Here is a 13904-nt window from a genome sequence, read left to right on the forward strand (position 1 = left end):
CAATTGTGGCCCGCTTTGCCGGAGCCTCCGGTGTACGGGCTGTTCGGGGGGCCTGACGGCCCGATCGGTCTGTTCGAGGCGGCAGAGTCGATGCCCGCCAGGTGCCTGAAACAGCGAAACTTTCCGGCCCCATCCGCGCTACGGCGCACGGCAGGACCGTTCGTCTACATAAGGGAAAGACACACAAGGTTACAATGGGCAATCCACAGGCGTGGGTTGCGAGGTGGACCGAGTGACGCAGTGGCGCGCCGGATCGTTGCAAATCCACAACCTGTGGTCGCATCGCGCACATCTGGCAGGCACAGGTGGTTCGGCGCTTCAGAATTGCCAGCCGGGCAAGGCGGCGGCCTGGCGAATCCAGTCGCGGAATTGCGCCTCGTCGAGGGCGAGGTCCTCGTAGACGTGAAGGTAGCGCGTGTTCGGGTCCTTGGAGCCGACGGGGGGCATCGGTGACAGGTCCGCGCCCCGGAAGAAGGTGATCTTCAGGTATTTCGTGATGCAGTGGAAGGCGACGATGTATCCCTGGCCCGGCAGCCCGTAGAACGGCGTATTCCATCGCACCGCCTTCTGCGCCTCGCCGATCTCGTCGGTGATGATCCGGTCGAGCATCACGCCCGCGTCGTGCTTCCAGCCGGGCATCGCGGCGATGTAGTCCTGCACCGGGCCATCGCCATCGCCCTTCGGGATCTGGGGGTTGCCACCCGAAAGCAGCTTTACCTTGCCGTCCGTCATCTGAGCCTCACCACGCGACCGTCCTGCGCCCGAAGTATGGTAGCACGAACAGGCAGATCCCGCTCGCCGAAAGCGCGAACAGCGGCACGAGCGCGAGCAGGTAGACCCCGACGGGCGGCTCGGTGATGCCGGCGAAGATCACGCCGGCATTGACGATGACCGCGATGGTGAAGGCCATCGGGCACTAGCGGTGGAATTGCCGGACCGCGCGGGTGAGGGTCATGCCCTGTCTCCTGATACCGCCGGATCACTCGGTGCGATCGAGCAGCTGCTCGAGCTGGCCAAAGTAATTTTCCCAGCCGTAGCGGGCGCCGCCAAGCTCCTGCGGGCGCTCGGGGGTGAAACCGGACTGCTCCATCCGGAGCCGGGTTCCCGTCGCGGTTTCGGTCAGGGTCAGCGTGACGATGCTGCGCAGCTCGAACGCGTCCCAACGGTAGACCAGCCGGTGGTGCGGCTCGATCTCCAGCACTTCGCAGTCCGCAGCGCCCCACTCGCCCGAGAAGGTGAATTTCGCGCCTGTCTCCGGGCGGAAGTCAGTCTTCATCAGCCACTCCTCCAGCAGGTGGGGCTGGGTCAGTGCGCGCCAGAGTTTCTCCGGCGCGTGAGGGAACTCGCGCTCGACGGTGACGGTGCGGGTTTCGGTCATTGGTCCATCCTTTTCAGCAGCGCGTCGAGCGCATCGAACCTGTCTTCCCAGAATCCGGCCATCTCGCGTGTCCAGCCGACGAGCGGCGCAAGTGCCTGGGGACGCGCGGAATAACGGGTCTGCCGGCCCTCGGGCGTGTCGGTGACGAGGCCGGCCTCCTTCAGCACGCGCAGATGCTTGGAGACGGCAGGTTGCGACACCCCTGCCCGCTCGGTCAGCGCGCCGACCGTCAGGTCGCCGTCCCGGCAGAGCCGTTCAAACAGCGCCCGGCGCGTCGGGTCCGCGAGGGATCGGAACAGGTCGTCGTTGGGGGTGACCACGTTTCATAACCTTTTGGCTATTGGTTGAAGCGACTCATAGCCACACGATTATGATTCCGTCAAGCCGCAACCGGACACCTGACGCGAAACAGCCATGCGCCCGGTATCGGACACATGGCTGTTGTTCGGACAGTCACCGGACAGATGTCCGGTAGCGGTCAGTCAGAGATAGTCGGACCGCTGAAGCTGATACTTCGCCATCTTCTCGTTCAGGGTCCGGCGCGGCAGGCAGAGCTCTTCCATCACCGCGACGATGGAACCCTTGTGGCGGCGCATCGTGTTGTCGATCAGCATCCGCTCGAACGCCTCGACGAACTCCTTCAGCGGCTTGCCCTCGGTGGTCATGGCGGGCTCGCTCTCGGCGTTGTCGGCCATCAGCAGGGAGGCGATGGTCCCGGTGCCGCGACGGTTCTGCAGCACGGCACGTTCGGCCACGTTTATCAGCTGGCGCACGTTGCCGGGCCACGGGGCCTGCAGGAGTTGCGCGGCTTCCTGGGCGGAAACCTGGGGCGCGTCACAGCCGTATTCGTCGGCGAACTGCTCGGACAGGCGGGTGAACAGCGACAGGATGTCCTCGCCCCGCTGGCGCAGCGGCGGAACCGTGACGCGCAGCGCGGCGAGCCGGTAGAACAGGTCCGCGCGCAGCACGTCCTCGCAGGTCTTGCCCTCGTCCTGCAGATTGCAGATCGCGATAATCCGGGTCTCCGCCGGCGTGCCCTGCTCGTTCAGCGCGGTCAGCAGTCGGGCCTGCAGCGCGGGCGACAACGCCTCGACATCTTCCAGCACCAGCGTGCCGCCGCGCGCCTCTTCCATCGCCGGGATCGGGTCGTCCTGCTCTACCGGGCCGAACAGACGACGGGTCAGCGCCTCCTCGTCGTAGGCGGAACAGGAGATCAGAACGAACCGCTTGTTGGCACGGGCCCCGACGGCGTGCAGGGCATGGGCGACGAGCGTCTTGCCGGTGCCGGTCTCCCCCTCGATCAGGCAGTGGCCGTCGGCCTGACCGAGATCGAGGATGTCCTCCTTCAGCCGTTCCATGACGGGCGAGGATCCGATCAGCTTGGACATGATCGCGGAGCCGTCCGACAGCTCACGCCGCAGCGCCCGGTTGTCGAGCGTCAGCCGCCGCGCCTGTGTCGCCTTCTTGGCAAGCTCGGTCATCCGGTCGGGGTTGAAGGGCTTCTCGAGGAAATCGTAGGCGCCGATGCGCATCGCTTCCACGGCCATCGGCACGTCGCCGTGGCCCGTGATCATGATGACCGGAAGAGTGCTGTCCACACCCTTGATCTTCTTGAGGAATTGCATGCCGTCCATGCCCGGCATCTTGATGTCGCTCACGACGATGCCGGGGTAGTCGGGGTTCAGCCCCTTCAGCGCGTCCTCCGCGCTCGCAAAGGTCTCCGTGTCGTAGCCCGACAGGGCCAGCCACTGGCTAATGGATTGCCGCATGTCTTTTTCGTCGTCGACGATCGCGATCTTCATAGCCTGAGCCATGAGACTTCACCTCACTCCGCTGCGTCCAGTTCTTCCCGGTCTTTCCAGATCGGCAGCTGGACCTCGAAGACCGCGCCGCCATCGGCGGCGTTGCGGGCGGTCAACCGCCCGCCGAAATCGGAGACGATCCCGGACGAGATCGCCAGTCCCAAGCCAACGCCGTCTCCGGGCTGCTTGGTGGTGTAGAAAGGTTCGAACAGGGCATCGAGGTCCTCGATCCCGTCACCATTATCGCGCACTGTCAGCCGCACAGTGTCCCCGGCCGCCAGCAGGATGTCGATCTGCGGCTCCTTGGAGGTCTTGGTGGCATCGAGCGCGTTCCTCAACAGGTTGATGATGACCTGCTCCAGCCGGAGCCGGTCACCGAGTATCAACACCGGATCGCCCGGAAGGGTCCGCGTCAGATTGACCGATCGGGCCTTCAGCTGCGGCTCCATCATCGACAGGGCCGACAGGACGGCCGCGCGGGCGTCGACCGGCTCGAACTGCTCGGCGCCTTTCCTCGCATAGGACTTGAGCTGGCGGGTGATCGCCCCCATGCGCTCGATCAGGTCGTCGATCCGCTGGAAGGAGGCGAGCGCCTCCTCGTTGCGCTTGCGGTTCATCAGCAGCCGCGCGCCGGCGAGGTAGGTTTTCATCGCCGCGAGCGGCTGGTTGAGTTCGTGACTGACGGCCGCCGACATCTCGCCGAGGGCGGCAAGTTTCGACGATTGCGCGAGCGTCTGCTCTGCGACCTCCAGCGACTTCTCCATCTTGTCGCGTTCGGCGATGGCGCGCTGAAGCTGGCGGTTCAGCTGACGGAGCTCGGCGGACTCCCGCTGGAAGAACAGGATGCGCGACGCGGCCTTGCGGCTCAGCAGCCAGAAGATGCCCGCCAGCAGGATCGCGAAGCCCATGATCTCGAGCGCGAGGACCCCGTTCACCCGCTCGCGCACGGATGCGTAGGTGGTGAAGGTCACCATCTTCCAACCCCGGAACGGCACCCGCGTCTCGTTGCGCATGACCGCCTCGCCACGCAGGTAGGCGTCCACGGGCAGTGCGCTCCAGTCCTGAGTGACGCGGATCGCGCGTTCGATCGCAGACGGTGCGGACTGCCGGGTCAGCGCCTCGGCCTCGGTCAGGCCGCGCCAGCGGGGTTCGGTCGACAGGATGATCCGCCCCTCGCTGTCGGACACGAAGACCGCGTCGGCGATGCCCGCCCACGAGCGTTCCAGCGTGGCGAGGTCCACGGTCACGACGATCGCGCCGATGGCCGAGCCGCTGTCCTCAAGCTTGCGGGAATAGGCGAACTGGTAGCCGCCGCTGTCCAGCTCGGTGACGTTGAACACCGTCCCGCTCGCCCGCAGCGCGTCGACGAAATAGGGAGCGGAGCGATGGATCTCGCCCAGCCGGTTGCGGTCGGTCGCGGCCACCGTGCGCCCGTCCCGGTCCAGCAGGATCAGGGAGGCCGCGTCGATCTCCTCGACGAAGGACATCAGCCGCTGCGTGGATTGCGTGTAGTCGGACGAATTCAGAGCCGAGATCAGCGCCGGGTCCCGCACCAGAAGCTGCGGCACGATAGAGGCGCGCTGAAGCTCGGAAATCAGGTTGCCGACATAGAGGGTCGAGCGGACCTCCGCGCGGTTACGCGTGGTCTCCGTGAACCTCTGGGTGAGAAACTGGTTGGTGACGAAGACGACCACCACGGCAAGCACCACCAGAACCGCGAATGCGGTGCGCATTGGCCAACGCAGGTTGTTCCTGCTCAGCGGCTCGGCGGTGGTCTCGTTCATGATGTGAATTTACGTGCCCACAGGCCCGCCAGCAAGGTAAGCCCCTCAGGCGGTCGCCAAAGCGCCGACAAGCGAGCGGAAAAGCGCCATTCCGTCGGTGCCGCCGTGTGTTTCGTCCACCGCTCGCTCCGGGTGCGGCATCAGGCCGAGGACGCGGCGGTTCTCCGACAGCACGCCGGCGATATCGTCCTGGCTGCCGTTCGGGTTCGTCTCATAGCGGAAGGCGATGCGGTACTCGTCACGCAGTTTCGCCAGCGTATCGGGGTCGGCGAAGTAGTTGCCGTCGTGGTGCGCGACAGGGAAGGACACGGTCTGACCGTACGTGTAGCCCTCGGTGAAGGCGGACGACGCGGTCTCGACCCGGAGGCCAAGCGACTTGCAGACGAACTTCAGCCCCGCGTTGCGCATCAGTACACCCGGCAGCAGGCCGGTTTCGGTCAGCACCTGGAACCCGTTGCAGACGCCGAGGACGTAGCCGCCCCGCTCTGCATGGGCGACGATCGCGCGGCAGATCGGCGAATTCGCCGCGATCGCGCCGCAACGCAGGTAATCGCCGAAGGAGAAGCCACCGGGAACCGCGACCAGGTCAACGCCGTCGGGCAGCGTCGCGTCCTTGTGCCAGACCATCGACACGTCGGCCCCCGCCTCGCGCAGGGCGACGGCCATGTCGCGGTCGCAGTTGCTTCCGGGGAAGACGATCACGGCAGCTTTCATCGCGTCTCTCCTGTCACCGATGCGGCGTGTTCCGGCGCCTCATAGCTCGTCGGCCGGGGACTTTCCATGCCCAAGGGCACGCCGCCTGAGCAGCCTGTCGATCCCGGCCCAGAGCAGCGCGGCAAGCGCCAGCGTGACGAGCCCGAGGAGGCCGATGACGGCGGGCACGAACCACATGCCTGCCGCGCTGTCCATGCGGACATTGCCGGTGCCGCCGGGCAGCGCGCGGACGCGGGCCGACTCGCCGACGGGGATGTTGAAGCTGGTGTGCCCCGAACCGACACTCGCCCGCCGCTCCCGCCCGTCGAGGAAGTAGGCGACAACCGGTTCGTAGTTGATCCGGCCGCGATCCATCAGCGTCTCGCCCGGCCGCTGGTAGAGTTCGACGACCTCGCCCTCCACCGGGACCGAGCGGATCTGTTAGAGAAGCGCCTCGCACGCCAGCAGGAGCGCCGCGGCGAGGCAGAGCACGGGGAAGCAGAAGACAATGATACGACAGCGCTGGCGCCAGTCGAGGCGCGCGAGACGGCCCGACAAGCCGCCGCGCGACGCGATGAAATTACGATCCAAGTCTGACAATTTCCTGAACGACAATCGGGAAGTCGCGGGCCTCCGGCGCCGCCAAACGTTTCAAAACGCTCCGTAACTTTGTAGCCAATCAGTCCGGAACAGCAATATTGTTTCCGGAATGACCCCGAGAATTCAAAGGCCGAGCAACTCGTCCACCGCGTCGGCTCCGCCCGACCAACCGTTCAGCCGGTGCGGCCACGGCACACCGGCGTTGTGGGGCGCGTCGAACAGCAGGCCCCTGCCCTCGAGCAGCGAGAAGTGCCGCAGGCTGTCGTCGATCAGCGCGTCGACGGCGAGGACGAACTTGTGGCCGAGCAGGATGATGTTCAGCTCCGGCACCATCGGGAAGTGCCGCTGCATCCAGCGCACCTTGTGACCGACGGAGGCCGGGTACTCCATCGCGGCAGAGGCGACGAAGACCTCGTGCCGTGCCACCAGCCCCTCGAGGGCCGCCTGCGCGCCCGCCATCACGGGCAGGTCGGCGAAGAAGCTGCCTTCCTGCTGGATCGCCTCGACCGCGTCGGCATGTTCGGGCGCGGCGAGTTCGTGCAGCGGGCGGCCCGCCATCTCATCGTCGCTCCAGTTATAGCCAAAGTGGTCGCGGTAGAGCGCGAGCTTGGCCGCGTTGGAATCGGCAAGCACTTCGTCCATGTCGATCGCGATACGCATCTTCAGCGCTCCATGTCGGTTACGACGGCCACGCCCGGCGGCGTCGGCCCGTTCATCGCGGCAAGCTCGTCAGAGACCTGCGACAGACCGATCCTGCGCCCGATCATCACCGACAGGTCGACCGAGCCGCCGGCGATCAGGCTGAACAGCTCGGGATAGCGGTGCGCCGGCATGCCCTTGGAGCCGTAGAGCGCGAGGTTCTTCATGAAGACGCCGTTCAGGTCGATCTCCATCCGCGCCGTGTGGCCGATCGGCATGCCGCACTGCACGTGCCGCCCGAGCGGGCGCAGGCAGGCGATGGAGCCGTTGAGCGTCGGCTCGATCCCGACCGCCTCGATCGACACATGCGCCCCGCCGCCGGTGATCTCGCGGATCTTGTCGGTCGCGTCGGGGTCCTTGGCGTTGACCGCCGCCTCTGCCCCGTGGGCGAGCGCGTGGTCGAGCTTCTCCTGCACGACGTCGATGGCGACGACGCGTGCGCCCATGGCCCGGCCGAGCAGCAGCGCGGCGAAGCCGACGCCGCCGGTGCCGTGGACGGCCAGCCACTCGCCCGGCTTCAGGGCGGCGCGGTCGGTCAGCCCGTGCCACGCGGTCATCACCCGGCAGCCGAGACCGGCGGCGGTCACGGGGTCGAGGATGTCCGGCAGGCGCGACAGGTTGTGATCGCGCGGAACCGCGACATACTCGGCGAAAGCGCCGTCTGTGCCGAGACCGGGATAGATCATGTCCGGGCAGGTATGTTCGACGCCCGCACGGCAGGCGGAACAATGGCCGCAGCTCAGCAGGAACGGCGCGACCAGCACGTCGCCGATCTTCCAGGCCGAGCGCGGTCCGGCGGCGACGACTTCACCGCAGAACTCGTGACCGCCGATGGCGCCGGGCTTCACGCGCGGATGCTCCCCGGTCCAGGCGTGCCAGTCGCTGCGGCAGACGCCGCAGGCCAGTACCTTGAGGACGACACCGTCCTCCGGACAGGTCGGGTCCGGCCGGTCTTCGATCTTCAGCGGTTCGTTATAGGCCTTCAGGATCGCAGCGCGCATCGGGTCCCCTCCCCCTCTTCGTCAGAGCGGGCGGGATGCCCGCGAAACCGTCATACGGGCGGCCCGCCCTCAGGCGGGCAGCTCGATGCGGTAGCTTTCGATCACGGTGTTGGCGAGCAGTTTCTCGCACATCTCGCCGACCTGCGCCTCGGTCGTGCCGTCGGCGAGGTCGAGCTCGATCACCTTGCCCTGCCGCACGCCTTCGACGCCACCGAAACCGAGCGCGCCGAGCGCGTGGCGCACGGCCTCTCCCTGCGGGTCGAGAACCCCGTCCTTGAGCATCACGTGAACTCGCGCCTTCATCCGCGCCTCCCCGTCCAGACTAGTCGCAGCCGGGGCACCGCCCCGTTGCGCTTTCAATTGATCAGTGTCGGCTTCGGCATGTGCGTCGCGTTCGACGGCATCACGCCGAGGCGGCGCGCCACTTCGGTATAGGCGTCCGTCAGGTTGCCGAGATCGCGGCGGAACACGTCCTTGTCGAGCTTGTCGCCCGTTTCCATGTCCCACAGCCGGCAGCTGTCGGGCGAAATCTCGTCGGCCACGACGAGCCGCTGGAAATCGCCGTCCCAAACCCGGCCGATCTCGATCTTGAAATCGACGAGGCGGATGTTCACGCCGTACATGACGCCCGACATGTAGTCGTTCACCCGCAGCGCGAGCGCGACGATGTCGTCGAGGTCCTGCTGGCTCGCCCAGCCGAAGGCGATGATGTATTCCTCGGGCACCATCGGATCGCCGAGCTTGTCGTCCTTGTAGGAAAACTCGATGATCGGGCGCGGCAGCGGCGTGCCCTCTTCCATGCCGAGGCGCTTGGCCATCGAGCCGGCGGCGATGTTGCGCACGATGACTTCGAGCGGAATGATCTCCACCTGGCGGATCAGCTGCTCGCGCATGTTCAGGCGACGGATGAAGTGCGTCGGGATGCCGACGGCGCTCAGCCCGGTCATGAAGAACTCGCTGAGGCGGTTGTTCAGCACGCCCTTGCCCTCGATCACGGCCTTCTTCTCGGCGTTGAAGGCGGTCGCGTCATCCTTGAAGTACTGGACGAGTGTGCCCGGTTCGGGCCCTTCGTACAGGATCTTGGCCTTGCCTTCGTAGATTTTCTTGCGGCGTGCCATGCAAATACCTCGGACAACTGGCTGGGTCCCGCCCGACCGTGCTCCGGCGGGCGGGAGTGGGGGCGTCTTAGGGCAAGGCGACGCCGCTCGCAAGCCGCGCCGACACCGAAACATGACAGCGAAAGGTCAAGCCCGGCCTTGCCCCACAGGCGTGGCAAGGGCATATCTGCCCCCGACGAACACCAAGCCAGAGGACAGGCTCCATGAGCACTTTCGACGACCGCGAGAACGCCTTCGAGAACAAGTTCGCCCACGACGCCGAGATGCAGTTCAAGGCGGAAGCCCGCCGCAACAAGCTGGTCGGCCTCTGGGCCGCTGAACTGCTGGGCAAGAGCGGCGACGACGCCAATGCCTACGCGCTCGAGGTCGTGAAGTCCGACTTCGAGGAAGCGGGCGACGAGGATGTCTACCGCAAGCTGGCCGGCGACCTCGGCAACAAGGCATCCGAGACCGAAATCCGCACCAAGATGGCCGAAAAACTCGCCGAGGCGAAGGCGCAGCTTCTGAAAGAGGTCTGATCCGGCAGGACTGATCCAGCGGGGCGCCTTCAGCGCGCTGCCCTGAGCCCGCCCTTCCGGGGCGGGCGGCGTCAGGGGGCTGTCTGCCCCCTCTTGGGCCTGCGGCCCAATTCACCCCCGAGAATATTTGAGGCCCGAAGAAGGCCCGTCAGCGGTTCGCCCGGGCCATCAGCGTCACTGCGAGGAGGCCGACAGCGGTGATCATCAGCGCCGCCGGCGCCACTTCGGTGATCTTCTCGAGGCTGGCCTTGTCGTGGACCCGCGTCGCCAGCGTCTCGTAGTTGAAGGGGCGCAGCAGCAGGGTGGCGGGCAGCTCCTTCACGCAATCGACGAACACCAGCAGCAGCGCCGAGCCGACCGAGGCGCGCACCAGCGGCATGTGCACCGCGCCGAGCGTGCCGCCCGCCGTGCGGCCGAGCGAGCGCGCCGCCATCGGCAGGCTAGGAGAGATGCGCCCCATCGCGGCATCGGCGGTGCCCTGCGCGATCGCGAAGAACCGCGCCACATAGGCGATGACGAGTGCCGTCGCCGTGCCGGTCAGAACCAGCCCAGGATCGGTGCCGGTCAGCGCCAGCCACTGATCCGCCGCCCAGTTGTCGAGCCGGGCCAGCGGCACCAGGATGCCGAGCGCCAGCACCGCCCCCGGCGCAGCGTAGCCGATCGCCGTCACCGGCATCAGCAGCACCGGCAGGCGGCGACCCGACAGCCGCACGCCATAGACCATGAAGAGCCCGCCCGCCACGCAGACCACCGCCGCGATGCCGCCCGTCGACAGCGTGTGCCAGAGCGCCCGCGCCAGCCCCGGCGCGAGCCATTCCTGCGCGTTGAGCGCGTGGCTCGTGATGACCGCGACCGGCAGCACGAAGCCGATCAGCACCGGCAGCAGGCAGGCCGCCGTGGCAAGCCAGGCCCAGCCGCGCGACAGCGGCTCCGCCTCGATCGGGCGGCTCTGGCGGGCGGTTTGGAACACCCGGCTCTTGCGGCGGCTCAGCTTCTCGGCCAGCACCAGCAGCACGATCATCGACAGCGACAGCGTCGCGATCTGCGCCGCACCGCCGAGGTTGCCCGACTGCAGCCAGACCGAGAATATGCCGGTCGTCAGGGTCTGCACCGCGAAGTAATCGACGGTCCCGAAGTCGTTCACGGTCTCCATCATCACGACCGCCACACCCGCCGCCATGGCCGGACGCATCAGCGGCAGGCCGACCCGGAAGAACCGGCCGAGCGGCCCCGCGCCGAGCGCGCGCGCCACTTCGAACCCGTTGGCCGACTGCTCGCGCAGGGCAGCGCGGGACAGGACGTATACGTAGGGAAACAGCGCCGCGCTCAGCACGACGATCGCCGCGCCACGGGTGCGGATGTCGGGGAACCAGTAGTCGCGCGCGCTTTCCCATCCCATCATGCCGCGCAGGGCGGTCTGCACCGGGCCGGCATATTCGAGGAAATCGACCAGCGCATAGGCGCCGACATAGGCCGGCACCGCGAGCGGGGTGAGCAGCGCCCATTGCAGCCAGCGGCGGCCGGGGAAGCGGTACATCACCACGATCCACGCCGAGCCGGTGCCGACCGCCGCCGTCACCGCGCCGACCGCAAGCATCAGCACCGCCGTATTGCCGAGGTAGCGCGGCAGCGTGGTGGAGACGAGATGCGGCCAGATGTTCTCTTCGGGGTGCAGCGCGAACCAGAGCACCGCGACGATCGGCATCAGCACGAAGGCCGCGATCAGCCCGGCCCCGACGGACCACGGGTCGATGCGCAGGCGGCGGCGCTGCAATGGCTGACGAATTCCCTCGGACATGGACAGCCGTTAGCCGAAAGCGGTTTGCGTGTCCACCGAACGCCCCCTACAGTCCGGGACAGGTTAAAGGGTTCTGACGCAATGGAGATCGTCTATCACATCGGGGCCAATTGCACGGATGGCGAACGCCTTCTGAAGTCGCTGTTGAAGAACTCGGACGTCTTCGCCGAACAGGGCATCCGCGTCCCCGGCCCCGGCAAGTACCGCCGCCTGCTGCGCGAGACGGTGCAGAACCTCGACGGGCGCGAACCCGGGCCCGACAGCCGCGATATCCTGATCGACGCGATCCTCGACGACGAGAGCGCCGGCCGCCTCGTGCTGAGCCATGCGGAGTTCATCTGCGTCTCCAACCGGGTCTTCGAGAACGGCAAGTTCTACGACCTCGCCGAGTTCAAGATCGGCTCGCTTGCGAACCTCTTTCCCGAGGACGACATCGAGCTGTTCCTCGGCCTGCGCAATCCGGCGACCTTCATCCCCGCCGCCTTCGCCGAGTCGAAGAGCGACTCTCTCGACCAGTACCTGCACGGCATGGACCCCTACGATGTCCGCTGGTCCGACGTGATCGAGCGCATCCAGATCGCCGCGCCGAATGCCTCGATCATCGTCTGGTGCAACGAGGATACGCCGCTGATCTGGTCGCAGCTGATCCGCGAGATCTCGGGCGTCGATCCGCTGACCCGGATCTCCGGCGGGTTCGACCTGCTGAACGCGATCATGAGCCCCGAGGGGATGCGCCGCTTTCTCGCCTACATCAAGACGCACCCGCCGCAGACCGAGGTGCAGAAGCGCCGGATCATCGCCGCGTTCCTCGACAAGTATGCCATCGAGGAAGAGATCGAGCAGGAAGTCGACCTTCCCGGCTGGACCGACGAGATGGTCGACGATCTGACCGAGGCCTACGAGGAAGACGTCTACGAGATCGAGCGCATGCCGGGCGTCACCTTCATCTCGCCATGAGGCACGCGACATGAGCAGCTTGCGGTGAGCGACCAGGTCCGGTCGCAGTACGAGGCCTTCCCTTACCCCGAACGCGACCCCGCGGACGAGGCGAAGCGGCTCGTCACCGGCTCACCCTCCGATCCGCTGGAGATCGACCACTACCTCTTCGGCGGGCGGCGCGACTGGTCGCGGCCCTTCCATGCGCTGGTCGCGGGGGGCGGCACGGGCGACGGGCTGATCCAGTTGGCGCAGAAACTGGCCTGGGCCGGTGTGGAGGCGGAGATCACCTACATCGACCTGTCCGAGGCGTCGCGGCGGGTGGCGGAGGCGCGCGCCGAAGCGCGGCAGCTGTCCGGTATCCGCTTCCTGTCCGGGTCCTTGCTGGACGCGGCGACACTCGGGGCGTTTGACTACATCGACTGCTGCGGCGTCCTGCATCACCTTCCCGATCCGGCGGCCGGCTTTGCCGCGCTGCGCGCCGCGCTCGCGCCGGGCGGCGGCATCGGCTTCATGGTCTACGCGCCGCTCGGGCGGAGCGGGGTCTACCCGCTTCAGGCGGCCTTCAACCGACTGTTCGGACACCTGTCCGAAACCGAGCGTCTGTCCGAAGCGAAGGCCCTGCTGGCGCGGCTGCCCGCGGGCCATCCCTTCCTGCGCAACCCGAACCTCGGCGATCACCGGCGGGGGGATGCGGGATTCTACGACCTGCTGCTGCACGGACAGGACCGGGCCTTCCGCGTGATGGAGCTGTCGGAAACGTTGACGGCGGCCGGTCTGGCGCTGGCCTCCTTCATTCCCGCGCGGCTCTACGATCCGGGGCGGTTCGGCGTCGGCGCGGGGCTGTCTCCGTGGGAGGCGATGGCGACGGCGGAGCAGCTCGACGGGACGATCAAGGTCCATATCGGCTATGCCGTCCCCGAGGCGGAGGCACGCGCCCTGCCCGTCCCGGAGGATGACCTCGTCCCGCACCTCGCCGGACCGGCGGCGCGGATCGCGCGGGAGATCGCGACGAAAGGACGGCTGTCGTTCAGAAGTGCCGGTCACCCGGCGGAGATCGAACTGGCGTCGGAAACCGCACGGCTGATCGAGAAGATCGACGGGCGCTCCACCGTGGGGCACATCGCCGGAGCGGGGTCGGAGGGATGGCGGCAGGTCCACGACGCCTTCACCGGCTGGAACCTGCTGCGCTATTCCTCGCTTCCGCCGCGGGGCTGACGCCCCGGCGGATCAGCCCATGCCGAGCGCGGACTTGTACATGTCGAGAACCGCTTCTTCCTCGGCTATGTCGTCGGGCTCGCGCTTGCGCAGCGCGATGACCTTGCGCATCACCTTGGTGTCGTAGCCGCGGCCCTTTGCCTCTGCCATGACCTCTTTCTGCTGGTCGGCGATGTCCTTCTTCTCGGCCTCGAGCCGCTCGAACCGCTCGATGAACTGGCGCAGCTCGTCGGCCGTGACGCGATAGCTGTCGGGAGTGGCGTTGTCGTCGACGACGGAGGTATCGGACATGTGTCTGCTCTGCTCTCTTGGGCTGATGGGGTGTCTTGCTAGCGTCCCCCGGGTCCTCTCGCAAGGCC

At 67.0% G+C, this 13904-nt stretch carries 18 protein-coding genes; 3 read left to right on the top strand and 15 right to left on the bottom strand.

Going from position 1 to position 13904, the window contains the following annotated elements; all coding sequences use genetic code 11:
• Window positions 1-318 precede the first annotated feature (318 nt).
• From I8N54_RS10955 to purC, 13 genes are all read right to left on the bottom strand, one after another.
• Complete coding sequence (locus I8N54_RS10955; RefSeq protein WP_140192527.1) at window positions 319-732, bottom strand: DUF1801 domain-containing protein; 414 nt, start codon at window positions 730-732, stop codon at window positions 319-321.
• 7 nt (window positions 733-739) lie between these two features.
• Entirely contained in the window at window positions 740-910 is a 171-nt protein-coding gene (locus I8N54_RS10960) for a hypothetical protein (RefSeq protein ID WP_197097420.1), read from the bottom strand.
• Window positions 911-979: 69 nt separating this feature from the next.
• Window positions 980-1378, bottom strand: coding sequence for an SRPBCC family protein (locus I8N54_RS10965; protein ID WP_140192526.1), 399 nt, complete (start codon window positions 1376-1378; stop codon window positions 980-982).
• The gene (locus I8N54_RS10970; protein WP_140192525.1) at window positions 1375-1698 is read right to left on the bottom strand and encodes an ArsR/SmtB family transcription factor; all 324 of its coding nucleotides are present in this window, start codon (window positions 1696-1698) and stop codon (window positions 1375-1377) included. The genes I8N54_RS10965 and I8N54_RS10970 overlap by 4 nt, the downstream gene beginning before the upstream one ends.
• 162 nt (window positions 1699-1860) lie before the next feature.
• Window positions 1861-3192: a sigma-54-dependent transcriptional regulator gene (locus I8N54_RS10975; protein WP_140192524.1), complete on the bottom strand. Its 1332-nt coding sequence runs from the start codon at window positions 3190-3192 to the stop codon at window positions 1861-1863.
• Between the two features lie 11 nt (window positions 3193-3203).
• Window positions 3204-4964 carry a sensor histidine kinase gene (locus I8N54_RS10980; RefSeq protein ID WP_408635280.1) on the bottom strand — a complete coding sequence of 587 codons (1761 nt, stop codon included), beginning with the start codon at window positions 4962-4964 and terminating at the stop codon, window positions 3204-3206.
• Between the two features lie 45 nt (window positions 4965-5009).
• A complete protein-coding gene (gene purQ, locus I8N54_RS10985) occupies window positions 5010-5678 on the bottom strand; it encodes a phosphoribosylformylglycinamidine synthase subunit PurQ (protein ID WP_140192523.1) in 669 nt (222 codons plus the stop codon).
• 39 nt (window positions 5679-5717) lie between these two features.
• Window positions 5718-6080 carry a hypothetical protein gene (locus I8N54_RS10990; RefSeq protein WP_140192522.1) on the bottom strand — a complete coding sequence of 121 codons (363 nt, stop codon included), beginning with the start codon at window positions 6078-6080 and terminating at the stop codon, window positions 5718-5720.
• An 18-nt stretch (window positions 6081-6098) separates the two neighbouring features.
• Window positions 6099-6248, bottom strand: coding sequence for a hypothetical protein (locus I8N54_RS10995; RefSeq protein ID WP_197097419.1), 150 nt, complete (start codon window positions 6246-6248; stop codon window positions 6099-6101).
• Window positions 6249-6380: 132 nt separating this feature from the next.
• Entirely contained in the window at window positions 6381-6917 is a 537-nt protein-coding gene (locus I8N54_RS11000; RefSeq protein ID WP_140192521.1) for a 5' nucleotidase, NT5C type, read from the bottom strand.
• A 2-nt stretch (window positions 6918-6919) separates the two neighbouring features.
• Entirely contained in the window at window positions 6920-7957 is a 1038-nt protein-coding gene (locus I8N54_RS11005) for a zinc-binding dehydrogenase (protein WP_140192520.1), read from the bottom strand.
• Window positions 7958-8026: 69 nt separating this feature from the next.
• A complete protein-coding gene (purS, locus tag I8N54_RS11010; RefSeq protein WP_140192519.1) occupies window positions 8027-8260 on the bottom strand; it encodes a phosphoribosylformylglycinamidine synthase subunit PurS in 234 nt (77 codons plus the stop codon).
• 53 nt (window positions 8261-8313) lie between these two features.
• On the bottom strand, window positions 8314-9075 hold the full coding sequence (gene purC / locus I8N54_RS11015) for a phosphoribosylaminoimidazolesuccinocarboxamide synthase (protein WP_140192518.1): 762 nt from the start codon (window positions 9073-9075) through the stop codon (window positions 8314-8316).
• A 203-nt stretch (window positions 9076-9278) separates the two neighbouring features.
• Here purC and I8N54_RS11020 point away from each other — a divergent pair, with 203 nt between their 5' ends.
• Window positions 9279-9593 (top strand): DUF1476 domain-containing protein, encoded by a 315-nt coding sequence (locus tag I8N54_RS11020; RefSeq protein WP_140192517.1) that lies wholly within the window; start codon window positions 9279-9281, stop codon window positions 9591-9593.
• A gap of 148 nt (window positions 9594-9741) precedes the next feature.
• On the opposite strand, the gene I8N54_RS11025 is transcribed toward I8N54_RS11020, so the two are convergent.
• On the bottom strand, window positions 9742-11391 hold the full coding sequence (locus I8N54_RS11025; protein ID WP_140192516.1) for an ABC transporter permease: 1650 nt from the start codon (window positions 11389-11391) through the stop codon (window positions 9742-9744).
• An 81-nt stretch (window positions 11392-11472) separates the two neighbouring features.
• Between I8N54_RS11025 and I8N54_RS11030 the strand changes: the two genes are divergently transcribed.
• Window positions 11473-12348 carry a hypothetical protein gene (locus I8N54_RS11030; protein WP_140192515.1) on the top strand — a complete coding sequence of 292 codons (876 nt, stop codon included), beginning with the start codon at window positions 11473-11475 and terminating at the stop codon, window positions 12346-12348.
• Between the two features lie 24 nt (window positions 12349-12372).
• On the top strand, window positions 12373-13545 hold the full coding sequence (locus tag I8N54_RS11035) for a class I SAM-dependent methyltransferase (RefSeq protein WP_140192514.1): 1173 nt from the start codon (window positions 12373-12375) through the stop codon (window positions 13543-13545).
• Window positions 13546-13557: 12 nt separating this feature from the next.
• Here I8N54_RS11035 and I8N54_RS11040 read toward each other — a convergent pair whose 3' ends face one another.
• Entirely contained in the window at window positions 13558-13836 is a 279-nt protein-coding gene (locus tag I8N54_RS11040; RefSeq protein ID WP_140192513.1) for a DUF2312 domain-containing protein, read from the bottom strand.
• Window positions 13837-13904 lie beyond the last annotated feature (68 nt).

Source organism: Pelagovum pacificum, assembly GCF_016134045.1.
Lineage (GTDB): Bacteria > Pseudomonadota > Alphaproteobacteria > Rhodobacterales > Rhodobacteraceae > Oceanicola > Oceanicola pacificus_A.

Excerpts from the sequence above, each read along its gene's own strand:
- I8N54_RS11020 (WP_140192517.1), top strand. The coding sequence starts at position 9,279 with ATGAGCACTTTCGACGACCGCGAGAACGCCTTCGAGAACAAGTTCGCC.
- I8N54_RS11025 (WP_140192516.1), bottom strand. The coding sequence starts at position 11,391 with ATGTCCGAGGGAATTCGTCAGCCATTGCAGCGCCGCCGCCTGCGCATC.
- I8N54_RS10975 (WP_140192524.1), bottom strand. The coding sequence starts at position 3,192 with ATGGCTCAGGCTATGAAGATCGCGATCGTCGACGACGAAAAAGACATG.
- purS (WP_140192519.1), bottom strand. The coding sequence starts at position 8,260 with ATGAAGGCGCGAGTTCACGTGATGCTCAAGGACGGGGTTCTCGACCCG.
- I8N54_RS11040 (WP_140192513.1), bottom strand. The coding sequence starts at position 13,836 with ATGTCCGATACCTCCGTCGTCGACGACAACGCCACTCCCGACAGCTAT.
- I8N54_RS10960 (WP_197097420.1), bottom strand. The coding sequence starts at position 910 with ATGGCCTTCACCATCGCGGTCATCGTCAATGCCGGCGTGATCTTCGCC.
- I8N54_RS10965 (WP_140192526.1), bottom strand. The coding sequence starts at position 1,378 with ATGACCGAAACCCGCACCGTCACCGTCGAGCGCGAGTTCCCTCACGCG.
- purC (WP_140192518.1), bottom strand. The coding sequence starts at position 9,075 with ATGGCACGCCGCAAGAAAATCTACGAAGGCAAGGCCAAGATCCTGTAC.
- I8N54_RS10955 (WP_140192527.1), bottom strand. The coding sequence starts at position 732 with ATGACGGACGGCAAGGTAAAGCTGCTTTCGGGTGGCAACCCCCAGATC.
- I8N54_RS11030 (WP_140192515.1), top strand. The coding sequence starts at position 11,473 with ATGGAGATCGTCTATCACATCGGGGCCAATTGCACGGATGGCGAACGC.
- I8N54_RS11005 (WP_140192520.1), bottom strand. The coding sequence starts at position 7,957 with ATGCGCGCTGCGATCCTGAAGGCCTATAACGAACCGCTGAAGATCGAA.
- purQ (WP_140192523.1), bottom strand. The coding sequence starts at position 5,678 with ATGAAAGCTGCCGTGATCGTCTTCCCCGGAAGCAACTGCGACCGCGAC.
- I8N54_RS11000 (WP_140192521.1), bottom strand. The coding sequence starts at position 6,917 with ATGCGTATCGCGATCGACATGGACGAAGTGCTTGCCGATTCCAACGCG.
- I8N54_RS10980 (WP_408635280.1), bottom strand. The coding sequence starts at position 4,964 with ATGAACGAGACCACCGCCGAGCCGCTGAGCAGGAACAACCTGCGTTGG.